12 protein-coding genes are annotated in these 13,644 nt (G+C 67.6%); 5 read left to right on the top strand and 7 right to left on the bottom strand.

Annotated features, from left to right (window positions below):
- Positions 1-43: 43 nt before the first annotated feature.
- The 3 genes from J2X09_RS17310 to J2X09_RS17300 all read right to left on the bottom strand — a co-directional run bounded on the left by J2X09_RS17310 (position 44) and on the right by J2X09_RS17300 (position 2,612).
- Complete coding sequence (locus tag J2X09_RS17310; protein ID WP_204732105.1) at positions 44-694, bottom strand: hypothetical protein; 651 nt, start codon at positions 692-694, stop codon at positions 44-46.
- A 95-nt stretch (positions 695-789) separates the two neighbouring features.
- Positions 790-1,800: an MlaD family protein gene (locus J2X09_RS17305; protein WP_204732106.1), complete on the bottom strand. Its 1,011-nt coding sequence runs from the start codon at positions 1,798-1,800 to the stop codon at positions 790-792.
- A gap of 5 nt (positions 1,801-1,805) precedes the next feature.
- Complete coding sequence (locus J2X09_RS17300) at positions 1,806-2,612, bottom strand: ABC transporter permease (RefSeq protein WP_310308879.1); 807 nt, start codon at positions 2,610-2,612, stop codon at positions 1,806-1,808.
- 119 nt (positions 2,613-2,731) lie between these two features.
- On the opposite strand from J2X09_RS17300, the gene J2X09_RS17295 reads away from it, so the two are divergent.
- A complete protein-coding gene (locus tag J2X09_RS17295; RefSeq protein WP_204732107.1) occupies positions 2,732-4,297 on the top strand; it encodes an acyl-CoA synthetase in 1,566 nt (521 codons plus the stop codon).
- 3 nt (positions 4,298-4,300) lie between these two features.
- On the opposite strand, the gene J2X09_RS17290 is transcribed toward J2X09_RS17295, so the two are convergent.
- Positions 4,301-5,110: a siderophore-interacting protein gene (locus J2X09_RS17290; RefSeq protein WP_204732108.1), complete on the bottom strand. Its 810-nt coding sequence runs from the start codon at positions 5,108-5,110 to the stop codon at positions 4,301-4,303.
- Positions 5,111-5,184: 74 nt separating this feature from the next.
- On the opposite strand from J2X09_RS17290, the gene J2X09_RS17285 reads away from it, so the two are divergent.
- Entirely contained in the window at positions 5,185-5,625 is a 441-nt protein-coding gene (locus J2X09_RS17285) for a MarR family winged helix-turn-helix transcriptional regulator (protein WP_204732109.1), read from the top strand.
- 3 nt (positions 5,626-5,628) lie between these two features.
- Here J2X09_RS17285 and queG read toward each other — a convergent pair whose 3' ends face one another.
- Positions 5,629-6,714 (bottom strand): tRNA epoxyqueuosine(34) reductase QueG, encoded by a 1,086-nt coding sequence (queG, locus tag J2X09_RS17280; protein ID WP_310308875.1) that lies wholly within the window; start codon positions 6,712-6,714, stop codon positions 5,629-5,631.
- 27 nt (positions 6,715-6,741) lie between these two features.
- Here queG and tsaE point away from each other — a divergent pair, with 27 nt between their 5' ends.
- Together tsaE and J2X09_RS17270 are read left to right on the top strand one after the other, a co-directional pair.
- Complete coding sequence (gene tsaE, locus J2X09_RS17275) at positions 6,742-7,287, top strand: tRNA (adenosine(37)-N6)-threonylcarbamoyltransferase complex ATPase subunit type 1 TsaE (protein WP_310308873.1); 546 nt, start codon at positions 6,742-6,744, stop codon at positions 7,285-7,287.
- Positions 7,284-8,738 (top strand): N-acetylmuramoyl-L-alanine amidase, encoded by a 1,455-nt coding sequence (locus J2X09_RS17270; protein ID WP_204732112.1) that lies wholly within the window; start codon positions 7,284-7,286, stop codon positions 8,736-8,738. The genes tsaE and J2X09_RS17270 overlap by 4 nt, the downstream gene beginning before the upstream one ends.
- Here J2X09_RS17270 and J2X09_RS17265 read toward each other — a convergent pair.
- Positions 8,735-9,244 carry an aromatic-ring-hydroxylating dioxygenase subunit beta gene (locus J2X09_RS17265; protein ID WP_204732113.1) on the bottom strand — a complete coding sequence of 170 codons (510 nt, stop codon included), beginning with the start codon at positions 9,242-9,244 and terminating at the stop codon, positions 8,735-8,737. The genes J2X09_RS17270 and J2X09_RS17265 overlap by 4 nt on opposite strands.
- A gap of 114 nt (positions 9,245-9,358) precedes the next feature.
- Positions 9,359-10,708: an aromatic ring-hydroxylating dioxygenase subunit alpha gene (locus tag J2X09_RS17260; RefSeq protein WP_204732114.1), complete on the bottom strand. Its 1,350-nt coding sequence runs from the start codon at positions 10,706-10,708 to the stop codon at positions 9,359-9,361.
- A 234-nt stretch (positions 10,709-10,942) separates the two neighbouring features.
- Here J2X09_RS17260 and J2X09_RS17255 point away from each other — a divergent pair, with 234 nt between their 5' ends.
- The gene (locus J2X09_RS17255; protein WP_204732115.1) at positions 10,943-13,642 is read left to right on the top strand and encodes a tannase/feruloyl esterase family alpha/beta hydrolase; all 2,700 of its coding nucleotides are present in this window, start codon (positions 10,943-10,945) and stop codon (positions 13,640-13,642) included.
- Positions 13,643-13,644 lie beyond the last annotated feature (2 nt).

The raw sequence follows: 13,644 nt of genomic DNA, 5'->3' as shown, positions 1-13,644 counted from the left end.
GGCGTGGCTCCTTTCCGGTGTGAACAGGCCTGCCAGCCGCCGCTCAGCGGCTCGCGGTGCCCAGCACGAGATCGATGCGCCGTTGCAGGCGCGCGGCCTCCTCCTGCGCGCCCGCGGCCTGGGCGCGTTGCTGCTGCAGGGTGAGCCAGGCCGCCAGGGGCCGTCGCCAACCCTGCGCCGACGCCGTGTCCACCGCCTGGTTCAGCACAGCGGGCGTGGCGCGGCCATTGCGCAGCAGGACACCCGCCGCCACCAGCCGCGACAGCGGGTCCTCCACCGCGGCCAGTGCTGTCTCGGGCGCGCCAGCGCCCAGCAGTGCGCGCTGCGCTTGCGGCAACAGGGCGGCATCCGATGGTTGCGCGGTGCCCGCGAGATAACGTGCGTACGCCTGTTCGGCGGGCGCCGCATCCTGCGCGAGCGCGTCAAAACCCGTGCAGGGCTCGAACACCAGTGCAGCCACGCGCGTGGCGCAGCGCAGCAGTTCCGCGCGCGCCAGCAAGTCTGCCCTGCCCGTGCTGGTGAGTTCGCGGCGCACCCGGGCGAACTCGGCCGACTCGATGACCGAATTGCCTTGCAGCCAGGCCTCGGTCGCCCGTTCGGCGCTGCCCTTGGCGTTCATCTGCCATTCGGGTGCAGGGGGCTTGCTGGAACAGGCGGCCAGCACCAAACCAGCAACCAAAGAGGCGACCCCCATCCAGAGATGCCGCGGAACCGGCTTTGCCGGGCCGCAGGCATCGCCCCCTTGAGGGGGTGACGGGACCGAAGGGACCGGCGCGGGGGGGAGTGTCCTCATGGCAGTTTGATCTCGTTGTCGCGGGCAAACGGCCACTTGCGGTTGATGTCGTTGATCATGGTGTCCACCTTGCGCAGGCTGGACTCGACCTCGCCGCGCAGATAACCGAGGTCGCTTGTGGCCTCGCGCGTGTTGCCGGCGATGCCCTGCACCTCCACCAGCACGGCATCGACCTTCTGCAGGCTGGTGCGCGCCTCGGCCAGCAGGCCATTGAGTTCGCGCACGGTCACCCGCGCATCGCCCACCAGGCCGGTGTCGCCAGGCGCCCCGCCCTGGCCGAAGACCTGGCGGTCGGCGTTGACGGCGAGGCTGTCCAGGCGCTTCGTGAGGGAGTCGACGCGCAGCAGCAAGGCGTTGGTGCGGTCGATGGTGACCAGCAGCTTCTTCGCATCGTCGTCGTTGCCCATCAGCACGCCCAGACCACCGTGCGGGCCCTTGAGGCGCTCGGTGGCCACCTGCACGCCACCCAGGGTGCCGGCCACCGCCCCATCGCTCGCGGTGAGTGCGGCCAGGTTGTCGAGCACCTGGCGCATGCTCGCGGCCAGCTTCGGGATCTCGGCCGCGGTGTCACCGCGCAGCACCGTGCGTTCGGCCCCATCGGGCAACGGCGGGTCTTCGAGCACCCCGCTGTAGGCGCGGATGCGCGTACCGCCCACCAGCCCGCGTTCCATGGTGAAGATGCTGGAGGTGCGCAGCCATTTCGCGTCGGTGCGCGGCACATCGATCAGGATGCGTGCGTTGCCATCGTCGCCCAGCTCGATGCGTGCCACACGGCCGATGGCGAATCCCGCAAAGGTCATGTCCATGCCGACAACAACACCTTCGGAGTCGTCCGAGATCAGCACCAGCCGCTGCGTGGGCTCGAGCACGCCGCGCGCATACAGGATGTAGGCCGCCGAGCCGACCAGCAGCACGGCCATGAGCATGAGCAGCAGGCCGGCCTTGAACTCGAGGTTCTTGACACGCGGGGCCTCGGGGGATGGAGGTGGCGGGGGTGTGGGGTTCATTCGAGTCAGTAGTAGTTGCCGACCAGCGACACCACCTCGATCATCAGCACGACCGAGAACAGGCGGGCGAATTCACTCATGTCGCTGCGGCGGCTGTAGCGGCCATCGGCATCGGCCAGGGCGGCGGCGGCCAATGGCACCACCGCCACCGCGAGGCTGAAGAACAGCGTCTTGAGACTGAAGATCAGCGTGACGGCCGGGGAGAACACGCCGCCCACGGCGCGCGTGTAGCCCGGCAGGCCCCAGGGCGAGAAGCCGTACACGGTGAGGTAGGTCAGCACCAGCGCCACCACCGAGCTCAGGCCAGCCAGCAGCATCACCGAAAACATGCTGCCGAGCGCGCGCGGCAGCAATTGGTCCACCAGCAGCGATTGCCGCTCAGGAAGCCGGCCCTCGCGCTGCTGCAGCGCGAGCTGCCGGCGCACCTCCTGCGCGCCCGGCATGGCGTAGCGCACGGCCACGAACATGGCCACGTAGAGCGGGATGAGCTCCAGCACCAGCGTGCGCACCAGCACTTCCAGCGCGTACTGCGACAGGCCATAGCTGTAGGCCGTCGCCACCACGATGCGGATCAGCACCAGGCTGACCAGGGCGGAGAGCACCAGGAACCAGGCGAGCAGGGGCGCCGTGGCACGGTACAGGCTGGTGAGCACCGCCTCGCGGTGTGCACCTTCGCGGTAACTGGCGGGTGAGAGGGCGAGCACCAGGATCTGTGCGCCGACAAACAGGGTGTGCCACCAGGTGCGCCAGGCCGCGCGCAGGCTGCGCCTCCAACGGCCCATCGTGTCGTGCGCGGCGTTCACCGGATTCATGCGGCCATGATAGCCGTGGCACCCTCCACACCAGCTGCACAGGCCATGGCAAATGTGACAGCATGCAGTCGAAGAGGCGGTCAGAATCCGCCGAAACGATTCCGCCCCAGGAGACAACCATGCCCGCTTCCAGCATCCACCCCGTGGTGCGCCGCCAGACCATTGCCGACGCCCTGCGCCGCACCGCGCTGCGGCTGCCTGCGAAGGCCGCCATCGTCTGTGGCGACACCCAATGGACCTACGCCGAGTTCGATGCCCTCGTGAGCCGCCTGGCAGGGGGCCTGGCGCGCATCGATGTGGATCAGGGCGACAAGGTGGCCGTGCTGGCGCGCAACTCGCATGGCTTCGCCGCCCTGCGCTTCGCGCTCGCCCGAAGGGGCGCGGTGATGGTGCCGATCAACTTCATGCTCAAGGCCGACGAGGTGGCCTACATCCTGCGCCACGCGGGTGCGCGCACGCTCGCGACCGACAGTGGCCTGGCCGAGCTGGCGCACGCTGCGGCGGCACTGGACACCCGGGTGGAACAGAAAATCTGGCTGCCCTCGGAGGAACCGAGCGAACCGGTGGCGGGCATGCACCGCTTCGACGAGCTCGCGGCCTGCCAGGACCCCCTGCCCGACGTGACCCTGACCAGTCACGACCTCGCGCAGATTGTCTACACCAGCGGCACCGAGTCCACCCCCAAGGGCGCGATGCTCACACACGACGCCGTGCTGTGGCAATACGTGAGCTGCGTGATCAACGCCGAGATCGCCGAAGGCGACCACGCGCTGCACGCCCTGCCCCTGTACCACTGCGCGCAACTCGATGTGTTCTTCGGCCCGGCCATCTACATCGGCAGCAGCAACGTGATCACCTCGAAGCCCGTGCCCGACCACCTGATCGCGCTGATCGAGAAGTACGGCATCACCAGCTTCTTCGCGCCACCGACGGTGTGGATCGCCCTGCTGCGTTCGCCCGCGTTCGACGAGACACGCCTGCGCAGCCTGGCCAAGGGCTACTACGGCGCGTCCATCATGCCGGTGGAGGTGCTCAAGGAGCTGGCCTCGCGCCTGCCGGCCGTGCGGCTGTGGAATCTGTACGGTCAGACCGAGATCGCGCCGCTGGCGACCATGCTCGGACCGGACGACCAGCTGCGCAAGCCAGGCTCCTGCGGCAAGGCGGTGATCAACGTGGAGACGCGCGTGGTGACCGACGACATGCGCGACGTGGCCGTGGGGGAGGTCGGCGAGATCGTGCACCGATCGCCCCACCTCATGCTCGGCTACTTCAACGACCCCGACCGCACCACCGCGGCCTTCGAGGGTGGATGGTTCCACAGCGGCGATCTCGCGGTGATCGACAACGAGGGCTACATCACGGTGGTCGACCGCAAGAAGGACATGATCAAGACCGGCGGCGAGAACGTGGCCAGCCGTGAGGTGGAGGAAATGGTCTACCGGCTGCCTGCGGTGAGCGAGGTGGCGGTGATCGGCCTGCCCGACCCGAAATGGGTGGAGGCGGTGACGGCAGTGATCGTGGTCAAGGCCGGCCTGCAGCTCACCGAGGCCGAGGTGCTGGCGCACTGCAACCAGCACATGGCCACGTTCAAGGCGCCCAAGCGCGTGGTGTTCACCGACAGCCTGCCCAAGAATCCCAGCGGCAAGCTGCTCAAGCGCGAACTGCGCCAGCGCTACGCGGCCTGAGCGTCAGTCACCCAGTGTCTCGTGGTGGCCCACGCTGCCACGCTTCCAGTAGGCCGAAGCGCGCACGCGGGATTTGTCGAGGCCATGCCCGTCGATCAGCGCCTTGCGGACCGCCGCGATACTCACCGCCTCGCCCCCAGCCCAGGCGAAGCCTTCGCCCGCGGGAAGCACCAGGCCCCGCACCACTTGTGCCAATGCATCGGGTGACCCGCTCTGCACCCAGTGCGTCTGCAGCTTCGCGCGGCTGGTCAGCTCACGGCGGTCCCGCGCATCGGCGGTCTCGATGACAGCGATGGCCTGCGCCGTCTCAGGCAATTCTTCCAGGCGCCGGGCGATCGCGGGCAAGGCAGACTCGTCGCCCACCAGCAGATGCCAGTCAAACCCCGTGGGCACCACGAACGAACCACGCGGACCGCCCAGGCCCACCTCGTCGCCCGGCTTCGCGGACTCGGCCCAGCTGGAGGCGATGCCCTCCCCGTGCAACATGAATTCGATGTCCAGCGTGCCGGCGGCCCGGTCGAACTGGCGTGGCGTGTAGTCGCGCATCGCGGGTTTTTCCGCACCGGGTGGCAGCGCCAGGCCATCCGGGCCTGGCTGCGGCAGCACAAGCGGAGCACCGGCCTGCGCCGGCAGCATGAGCTTGGCATGGTCATCGAACGAGGCACTGACGAAATCGTGCAGGGCGTCGCTCGAGAAGCGCACACGGAGGAAATGGGGGCTGACGCGCTCGATGCGCTGCACCCGCAGGCGGCGCACCTTGATCTCGTGGCGCACACGCGCCACGGCAAGTGAGGAGTTGGTGCTTGTGTTCATGATTCGTATTGGTTGATAATGACAACTATCATGCCTTGATTGGATGACACTGTCAACAACATGGACACCCCACGATGACAAGACAAGCGAACACCGAGGTGCTGGACCGCCTGCATGCGCTCATGCACGGCCTGCGGCGCCATTTGCAGGACGCCGTGCGACTCGAGGGCGAAGGCCTGGGGCCGATGGAGATCCGCTGCCTGTCCTACTTCATGCACCACGACGGCGCCACGCAGAGCGACCTGGTGCAGCATGCGGCGCGCGACAAGGCGCAGATCGCGCGCATCGTGAAAGGCCTGCACGAGCGCGGCCTGCTGCAGAGCCGGCCGGATCCGGACGACGGGCGCAGCCAGCGCGTGAGCGTGACGGCCGAAGGCCAGGCCTTGCAGCGCAAGATGCAGCAGCACCGCGTGCGCTTCGAGAAAACCATGACCGCCGGCCTCGGTGCCAGCGAGCGCGCCACCCTCCTCGCCCTGCTCGACCGCCTGCAGGACAACGTGGCCGAGGACGCCTGACGATCAATGCGCCGTGGCCTGCACCCTCGCCCAGGCAACGTGCTCGCGCACGAGCGCGCTGGGGTGGTCGGCGCGCGTCTGCAGCACACGCAACAAGGCTTCGTCCTGCGTGGCTCGCAGCGCGTTGCCCAGCGCCACCGCGATGTTGCGCAGCCAGCGTTCGTGGCCGATGCGGCGGATCGGGCTGCCCTCGGTGCGGCGCAGGAACTCCTCTTCGCTCCAGGCGAACAGCTCGCCAAGCGTCGATCCGCCCAGGCCCTCGCGGGCATCGAAATCGGGCAGCGGGCTGCGGCGGGCGAACTTGTTCCAGGGGCAGATCAGCTGGCAATCGTCGCAGCCGTAGATGCGGTTGCCCATCAGCGGCCGCAGCGCGTCCGGAATCGGACCGGCATGTTCGATCGTCAGGTAACTGATGCAACGCCTTGCATCCAGCCGACCGGGCGCGGTGATGGCCTGCGAGGGGCAGATGTCGATGCAGGCGCTGCACGCACCGCAGTGTTCGGACACGGGCTCCGTGGGTGGCAAGGCGAGATCGATGTAGATCTCGCCCAGGAAAAACATGGAGCCGCCCTCGCGGTGCAGCAGCAGCGTGTGCTTGCCGCGCCAGCCCTGACCGCTGCGCTGGGCGAGCTCGGCTTCGAGCACGGGCGCGGAATCGGTGAACACCCGGTGGCCCAGCGGCCCCAGCGCGCCCTGGATGCGTTCGGCCAGCGCCTGCAACCGGTTGCGCAACACCTTGTGGTAGTCGCGGCCCCGCGCATAGACCGACACGATCGCCTCGCCTGGCCGCTCGAGCCGCTGCAATTCATGGGCCTGCCAGTCATGAGGCGTGCCACGCGGCAGGTAGTCCATGCGCGCCGTGATCACGCTCAGCGTGCCCGGCACCAGCTCGGCCGGGCGGGCCCGTTTCATGCCATGGGCGGCCATGTAGGCCATGTCACCGTGCCATCCAGCCGACAACCAGGCCTGCAAACCCGGTTCAGCGGACGACAAATCCACACCGGCGACGCCAATTTGGGAAAATGCAAGCTCCTGGCCCCAAGCCTGTATCTGCGAGACGAGTTGAGCGGCATCAAAAGCGAACTTCATGGAAGACCGATTGTAGGAACCACACCGGTGCCTGCGGGCACCGCGTCCCCCGGCCACGGCTGGCAGGGCCGATGGGCCTCGGAAGAAGACACCCAGGCCTTCGCGGCCCGCCTCGCCGCCTCTCCCGCCATCACGCACGCCACGCTGACGCTTCAAGGCGACCTCGGCGCTGGCAAGACCACGCTGGTGCGCCACCTGTTGCGGGCGCTGGGCGTGCGCGGGCGCATCAAAAGCCCCACCTACGCGGTGGTGGAGCCGCACAGTGCGGCCGATTCCCCTGCGATGCCAGAGGGACAGCCGCTGCAGATCTGGCACTTCGATTTCTACCGCTTCAACGACCCGCGCGAGTGGGAGGACGCCGGCTTTCGCGAACTTTTCGCCAGCCCGGGCCTCAAGCTCGTGGAATGGCCCGAGCGCGCCGGCGAATTCCTGCCGGTGGTGGACATGGAGATCGACATCCAACCCGACGACATGACATCTCACGCATCAACCGACCTCGACGACACGCGGCGCACCGTGCGGGCCACGGCGCTCACCGACACCGGACAACGCCTGCTGGAGGCGCTGGGATGAGCAGCGATCTCAGCCGCCGCACCCTTCTGCGCACCGGTTCGCTGGTGTTGCTGCTCGGCGCGCAGCAGATCGCACGGGGCGCCAGCGTGGTCGCTGTGCGCATCTGGCCAGCAGAGGACTACACGCGGGTGACCATCGAGTCCGATGCAGCCTTGAAAGCGAAACAGTTCTTCGTGCCCGACCCGCCGCGCCTGGCCGTGGACATCGAAGGCATCGACCTGCTGCCCAGCCTGCGCGAGCTGGTGGGCAAACTCAAATCCGACGACCCCAACATTGCGGGCATCCGTGCCGCCCAGAACGCGCCCAATGTGGTGCGCCTGGTGATCGACCTGAAGAAGCCGATCAAGCCCCAGGTGTTCAGCCTCGACCCCGTGGCGGCCTACCAGCACCGCCTGGTATTCGACCTGTACCCGGCCGACCCGCCGGAACCGGTGGACCAGCTGATCGCCCAGCACATGAAGGACATGGACGCGGCGAGCGAACGTGCGGCGCGCCTGCTCGGCCTGGAGGCCGACAAGGTGACCCGCCCGGCTCGGCCGGAGGACGACCCCTTGGGCGCACTCATCGCGGGCCGCGAGCGCACCACCCGACCTGCGACCAGCCCCAACGCCAGCCCGAACCCGGCACAGCCGCCCCAGGTACAGACCGAGGACGCTCCGAGCGCGGTGGCCGAGGCGCCGTCCCGTGGCAGCCCCGCCAAGCAGCCCCCCGGCGGCAAGGGAAAGACCGAGCGGCTGATCATCGTCGCACTCGACCCAGGCCATGGCGGCGAAGATCCCGGCGCCATCGGTCCCGGGGGGACACAGGAAAAGCGTGTGGTGCTGCAGATCGCGCAGAAGCTGCGCGACCGCATCAACGAGACGCGTGTCAACGGCAACCCCATGCGCGCCTACATGACGCGCGACAAGGACTTCTTCGTGCCGCTGCAAGTGCGTGTGCAGAAGGCCCAGAGTGTGCAGGCCGACCTGTTCATCAGCATCCACGCCGACGCCTTCATGACCGCCCGGCCACAAGGTGCCAGCGTGTACGCACTGAGCACGCGTGGGGCCAGCAGCGCAGCGGCGCGCTGGATCGCCGACAAGGAAAACGCGGCCGACCTGGTGGGGGGTCTCAACACCAAGACGGCCGACGCGAACGTGCGGCGCGTGCTGTTCGACATGAGCACCACAGCCCAGATCAACGACAGCCTCAAGCTCGGCACAGCCATGCTGGGCCACGTCAAGCGCGTGGGGCGGTTGCACAAGCCTCAGGTGGAACAGGCCAACTTCGCCGTACTGCGCGCGCCCGACATTCCCAGCGTGCTGGTGGAAACGGCCTTCATCAGCAACCCGGACGAAGAGAAGCGCCTGAACGACCCGAAGTACCAGGACGAGCTGGCCGACGCACTGGTGCGCGGCATCGTCTCCTACTTCTCGAAGAACCCGCCGCTGGCGCGCAACCGGCAGATCTAGACCGGATAGATCAGCGAGTTCAGCACCATCTCGCTGTCATAGACGCAAAGCCGGCTCTGCAGTTTCAGGCCGGCATCGGTGTGCACGAACGCATCGATGTAGCGACCCACCTGATAGACCTCGCTCACACTGCCGGGCTTGGTGCGGAACACCGCGTAGTTGGCTTCGGCGCGGATCGGGTCGTCCGCCGTGCCGGCGCCCGCATGGGTGACACGCGCAGGGCTCACCACATGCCGCGTGTAGTACGGGCCGTGGTAGATGGTCTGGCTCGTGCCGTAGATGCGGTCGCGCATCATCCCCTGGCTCTCCAGGGCGATCAGCGCCAGCGGCAGCTTGCGGTCGAAGTTCTCGCGGGCCTGCACCTTGTAGCGCGCGTCCTCCACGAAACACTCGGGCCATTCGTTGAAGCGGCGCTCGTCGAGCGAAGCGGCGTAGGCCGCGTTGAAGCGGTCGATGGCGTGGTGCAGCAGCAGGCTCTGCAGGTCCATATCAACTATGGGGGTCATGGGTGGTTCATCCAGAGAAGACCGTGTCATTTCAAGAGGTGCCGTGGAACCGGCTTTGCCGGGCCGCCAGCACCGTCCCCTTGAGGGGGTCGCGCAGAGCGCGGCGGGGGTGTCTCACTGAATCCCCATCGCTTTCTTCCAGTAGGCGTACATCGAACGGATCAGGGTTTCAGTGACCATGTGCTCGGTGGGCGGCTGACCCACGTCGTCTTCGCGCCCGCCCAGTTCCACCAGCGTGGCACCCTCTTCGCCCCATTGTTTGAAGCCGTCCTGGCTGAACTCGATCACCTCGCCGTCGTCGGCACTCACGAAGCCAGCCGGCCCGAACAGGTTGGCCTGGCGCAGGCGGCGTTGCGTCATTTCCTCGGTGTCGTCGGCGAAGCCGAAATGCGTCCAGACGAAATCGAACTCACCGGCGCCGCGCGGCACGATGTGGCGTGTCGACAGCGAGTTCACCTGCTGCTGGATGATGAGGCTGGGAAACAGCGTGATCATCGTCACCGTGGGGGTGATGGTCGCTCCGGGGTTGGAGGGATCGTCCACCGTCCACCAGGGCTCGGGCACCACGTCGAGCAAGCGCGCGTCGTTGAGCGCCATGTTCGCCTTGAAGCTGGTGACGCCTTCGGTCACCACCTTGTTCGCGCCACCGTCGTTGCGGCGCGAGATCATCACCGCGTGGCGGCCCTTCTCGTCCATCACCATGCGGCTTTTCTGGTCGGCACGCCACAGGCCAAAGGTGACGAACCAGGTGTGCAGCAGGCCAGGGTGGTACGGGTCCTTGATGTTCTCCATCATCAGCTTCCAGTTGCCTGGAATGCGCTGGCGGTTGTAGCCCAGCAGCTGGAGCTGGCGCCCCTGGAAGATGCGGTCCAGCCAGGGCATGACCTGCGGCCCGATGTACTGATCGAAGGGCTCGGCCTCTTCGCTGAACGTGGCGAACACCATGCCGTGCAACACCGCCACGCGCAGCTTGGTGAGGCCATTCTTGCCAATGTCGAAATCGGCCGGCATGCCGCCATGGACACAGTCGCCCTCAGGGCCGTCGGCCTTGACACCGTCCTTGAACGGCAGGCCGGCCAGGTCGCCGTTGAGCTTGTAGGTCCACTGGTGGTAGGGACAGACGAAGCTGCGGGCGTTGCCTGTCTGGCCATCCATGGGGGCCTGACAGAAGCGCACACCCCGGTGGGCGCAACGGTTTTCCACCACGCGAATGCCATGGTCGGTCGCACGGTCCTTCGGTGCGATGCGGTCGCGCACCATGATCACCTGGCGTTCACCGATCCAGCTCAGCCGGTAGTCACCGGTGTTGGGAATCTCGATTGCCAGGCCGACATAGCACCAGTGCGGGCCGTAGAACAGGCGCTCCAGCTCTCGCTGGTACAGGGACGGATCGGTGTAGGCCCAGAAGGGCACCCGGCTGGTGCCGGGCTCGCGCCAGCGCGACAGGGTTTGCGGTGCGTTCATGTCTCCTCGCGTGCGGGAATGGCCCCGCGTTTCGGAAAATGATACGCCTACTTATCAATTGAGCCAAACCCGACCCCGCACAGGGTGGCGGAAGCCTGGATGAGCCCATATTGATACCCAGAAGATATTGAAATCACATATTTCATATATTTGACGTTCACCCGATGTCTCCCTATCGTCCGCCCACCCAGCGGCGCCACGCATGCCGCGGCGGACAACAACGGAGACAACGACATGAGACATTCGCACCGCGCGGGGCATGCCCGTCGCCCCTTCCTTTCCCTGTTCACCTGTGCCTCGCTCTGTGTGCTGCTCGCCGCCTGCGGCGGAGGTGGGTCCGACAGCGCATCGGGCAACGACGACGATGGCGAAACACCACCGGTGGTGACACCGCCCGTCGACCCGGTGGCAGCCTGCGCCGCCCTCAATGGCTTCACGCTCGCGGCGGCGGAACTCAGCCTGCCCACCACGGGCGCCTCGGTCACGGCGGCCACGTACCTCACCGGAGGCACCCTGGGTGACCACTGCCAGGTGCGCGGCGTGATCCGGCCGGTCGACCCCAGCGCGCCGGACATCACATTCGCCGTGAACCTGCCCACCACGTGGAATGAAAAGGCGATCCACTTCGGCGGTGGCGGCTTCAACGGGCGGCTGATCGACGGCACAGAACAGATCCGTTTCGGCCCACCCGACAAGCCCGCGCCACTGGCGCTGGGCTACGCCACCTTCGGCGACGACAGTGGCCACCAGAGCAGCAGCATCACCGACGGCTCCTTCGCCACCAACGACGAAGCCCTGGCCAACTACGGCGGCCTGGCACTCAAGAAGACACACGACGTGGCCATGAAGCTCGTGCAGGCGCGCTACGGCAGTGCACCGAAACAGGCGTACTTCCTCGGCACATCGACAGGCGGCCGGGACGCACTCGCGCACATCCAGCGCTGGCCGGCCGACTACATCGGCGTGATCGCCAACGAACCGGCGCTCAACTACAGCGGCACACGCCTGAGCAACATCGCCGTGGGCCGTGCGCTGTACCTCAACGGCGGTGCGGGCTGGCTCAACGTGGCGAAGACCCTGCTCGTGCAACGCACCGCCATGGCCGCCTGCGACACGCTCGACGGCGCGGCCGACGGCATCGTGAGCAACGTGGAGAGCTGCCGCCTGCTCAACACGCAGGTGCTCAACACCTTGCGCTGCCCGGGCGCTCTGGACACTGGCAACACCTGCCTGTCCGACGCGCAGCTCGACACGGTGCGCGCCATCGAGTCGCCGCTGGAGTTCACCACCTACACACTGGCCAACGGCGTGACGCGGGCCGGCGGCTACAACCTGCTGGAGGGCACCCTGGTGGCCGGGCCCTACACCTCGCGCGACCTCGGCACACGCCCGGCGCCCGGCAACCCCGCCACGTCGGCCGACGCCAACATGTACGTCACTGGCGACCAGTGGGCCAAGTACTTCGTCACGCGCGTGGCGTCGTTCGATTCACTCGGTTTTGATCCGCTCGACCCCGGCATGTACACGGCACACGTGCAGGCCGCCTCGGCACAGACCGACGCCACCAACCCCGACCTCTCGGCCTTTCTCGCGCGTGGCGGCCGCCTGATCATGCTGCACGGTCTGGCCGACGAGGTGATCAGCCCGAACTCGACCATCGACTACTACCAGCGTGTGGTCGCCACGGTGGGGCAGCCTGCTGTGGACGCGGGCATCCGCTTCTACACCGTGCCCGGCATGGGGCACGGTACGGGCGTGTTCATCCCGAACTGGGACTCGCTCGCCGCACTGGAAAACTGGGTCGAGCGCGGTCTGGCCCCTGCCACGGTGACCGCTTTCGACGCGGTGGCCGGAACCTACGGCCGCACACGTCCGCTGTGCGAGTACCCGGCCTATCCCCGGTACCGGGGCAGCGGCAGCCTGGACGCGGCCATGAACTTCAGCTGCGTCACCGAAGTGGGCGACCCCCTGGCCTGCAGCCACCTGCCCGGTGCACCCACCAGCTACAAGGGCGGCAACACCCGGGGCGAGGAGCTGACGATGCAGCTGGACCCGGCCACCTTGGCCTACACGATCACCATCGACGCCAGCCTGCAACGCCCCGTCGGCACGCAACGCACCGGCACGCTGCTGTCGCAGGGCCAGTGCAGCTACGCCAGCGCGGAAAACGGCGCGGTCTTCACCCTGAGCGCGGGCGGGCTGGTGCATGGCGGCGTCGCCGCGGCCAGCGGCGGCGGCCATCTGCCCCTGCTGGCGTTCCGCGATACCTTCGTGAACACCACGGCGGGCGCGGGCTTCAACACCATCGCGGCGGACTTCAACGCCGTCGGTACCGACTACAGCGCCGCCGGCGCACTCACCACCTGGGCCGGCACCGGCAAGATCCGCAACGCCGGCACCTGGCAGACTTGCCAGGCCACATCCACGCCACCGGGCTTCATGCTCTACGAAGCCAACTGCTCACCCGCGACCAAGGGCTACCTGCAATACAACGCGGCACGCAACGCCTACGAACTCATGCTCACCTCCACCTGCGGAGGTGCGGGCTGCCCCTCGACACCGACATCGGGCGGCACCGCCATCGGCTCGGTGGTGGCCGGCATGGTCGCGGGCAATCCGGTGCCTCTGGTGCTGCTGCGCGAGCCCGATGCCAGCAGCTCGGGCATGCGGCTCTATGCGCGCCAGGCCACCATGCTGCCGGGCACGGGCGATGGCCGCTACGCGACGAACAGCAGCGATGGCAGCGCGATCGCGGACGCCAACGTGCTGGGCAGCGCGCTCACGCGCGGCGGGCAATCCGACGTGCTGGACTTCGACACGCCGGTGGCGGGGGTGGCACGGACCCGCGCATCGCAACCGGCCTACCTGCTCTTCAACAGTGGCGTGCTTGGTCAGCTGGAAGACAACCGGCTGCTGCTGGGCGCCAGGCATTGAAG

Origin of the sequence: Hydrogenophaga laconesensis, assembly GCF_031457235.1 — a bacterium.
Taxonomy (GTDB): Bacteria; Pseudomonadota; Gammaproteobacteria; order Burkholderiales; family Burkholderiaceae_C; genus Hydrogenophaga; species Hydrogenophaga laconesensis.
The sequence above is the reverse complement of the archived record's forward strand: the minus strand, read 5'-3'. Positions and strand labels throughout refer to the sequence as shown.

Bases quoted from the DNA above. Each gene is read 5' to 3' on its own strand.
- J2X09_RS17270 (WP_204732112.1), top strand. From the start codon at position 7,284: ATGAGCAGCGATCTCAGCCGCCGCACCCTTCTGCGCACCGGTTCGCTG.
- J2X09_RS17285 (WP_204732109.1), top strand. From the start codon at position 5,185: ATGACAAGACAAGCGAACACCGAGGTGCTGGACCGCCTGCATGCGCTC.
- J2X09_RS17265 (WP_204732113.1), bottom strand. From the start codon at position 9,244: ATGACCCCCATAGTTGATATGGACCTGCAGAGCCTGCTGCTGCACCAC.
- J2X09_RS17295 (WP_204732107.1), top strand. From the start codon at position 2,732: ATGCCCGCTTCCAGCATCCACCCCGTGGTGCGCCGCCAGACCATTGCC.
- J2X09_RS17305 (WP_204732106.1), bottom strand. From the start codon at position 1,800: ATGAACCCCACACCCCCGCCACCTCCATCCCCCGAGGCCCCGCGTGTC.
- J2X09_RS17300 (WP_310308879.1), bottom strand. From the start codon at position 2,612: ATGAATCCGGTGAACGCCGCGCACGACACGATGGGCCGTTGGAGGCGC.
- J2X09_RS17255 (WP_204732115.1), top strand. From the start codon at position 10,943: ATGAGACATTCGCACCGCGCGGGGCATGCCCGTCGCCCCTTCCTTTCC.
- J2X09_RS17310 (WP_204732105.1), bottom strand. From the start codon at position 694: ATGGGGGTCGCCTCTTTGGTTGCTGGTTTGGTGCTGGCCGCCTGTTCC.
- J2X09_RS17290 (WP_204732108.1), bottom strand. From the start codon at position 5,110: ATGAACACAAGCACCAACTCCTCACTTGCCGTGGCGCGTGTGCGCCAC.
- queG (WP_310308875.1), bottom strand. From the start codon at position 6,714: ATGAAGTTCGCTTTTGATGCCGCTCAACTCGTCTCGCAGATACAGGCT.
- J2X09_RS17260 (WP_204732114.1), bottom strand. From the start codon at position 10,708: ATGAACGCACCGCAAACCCTGTCGCGCTGGCGCGAGCCCGGCACCAGC.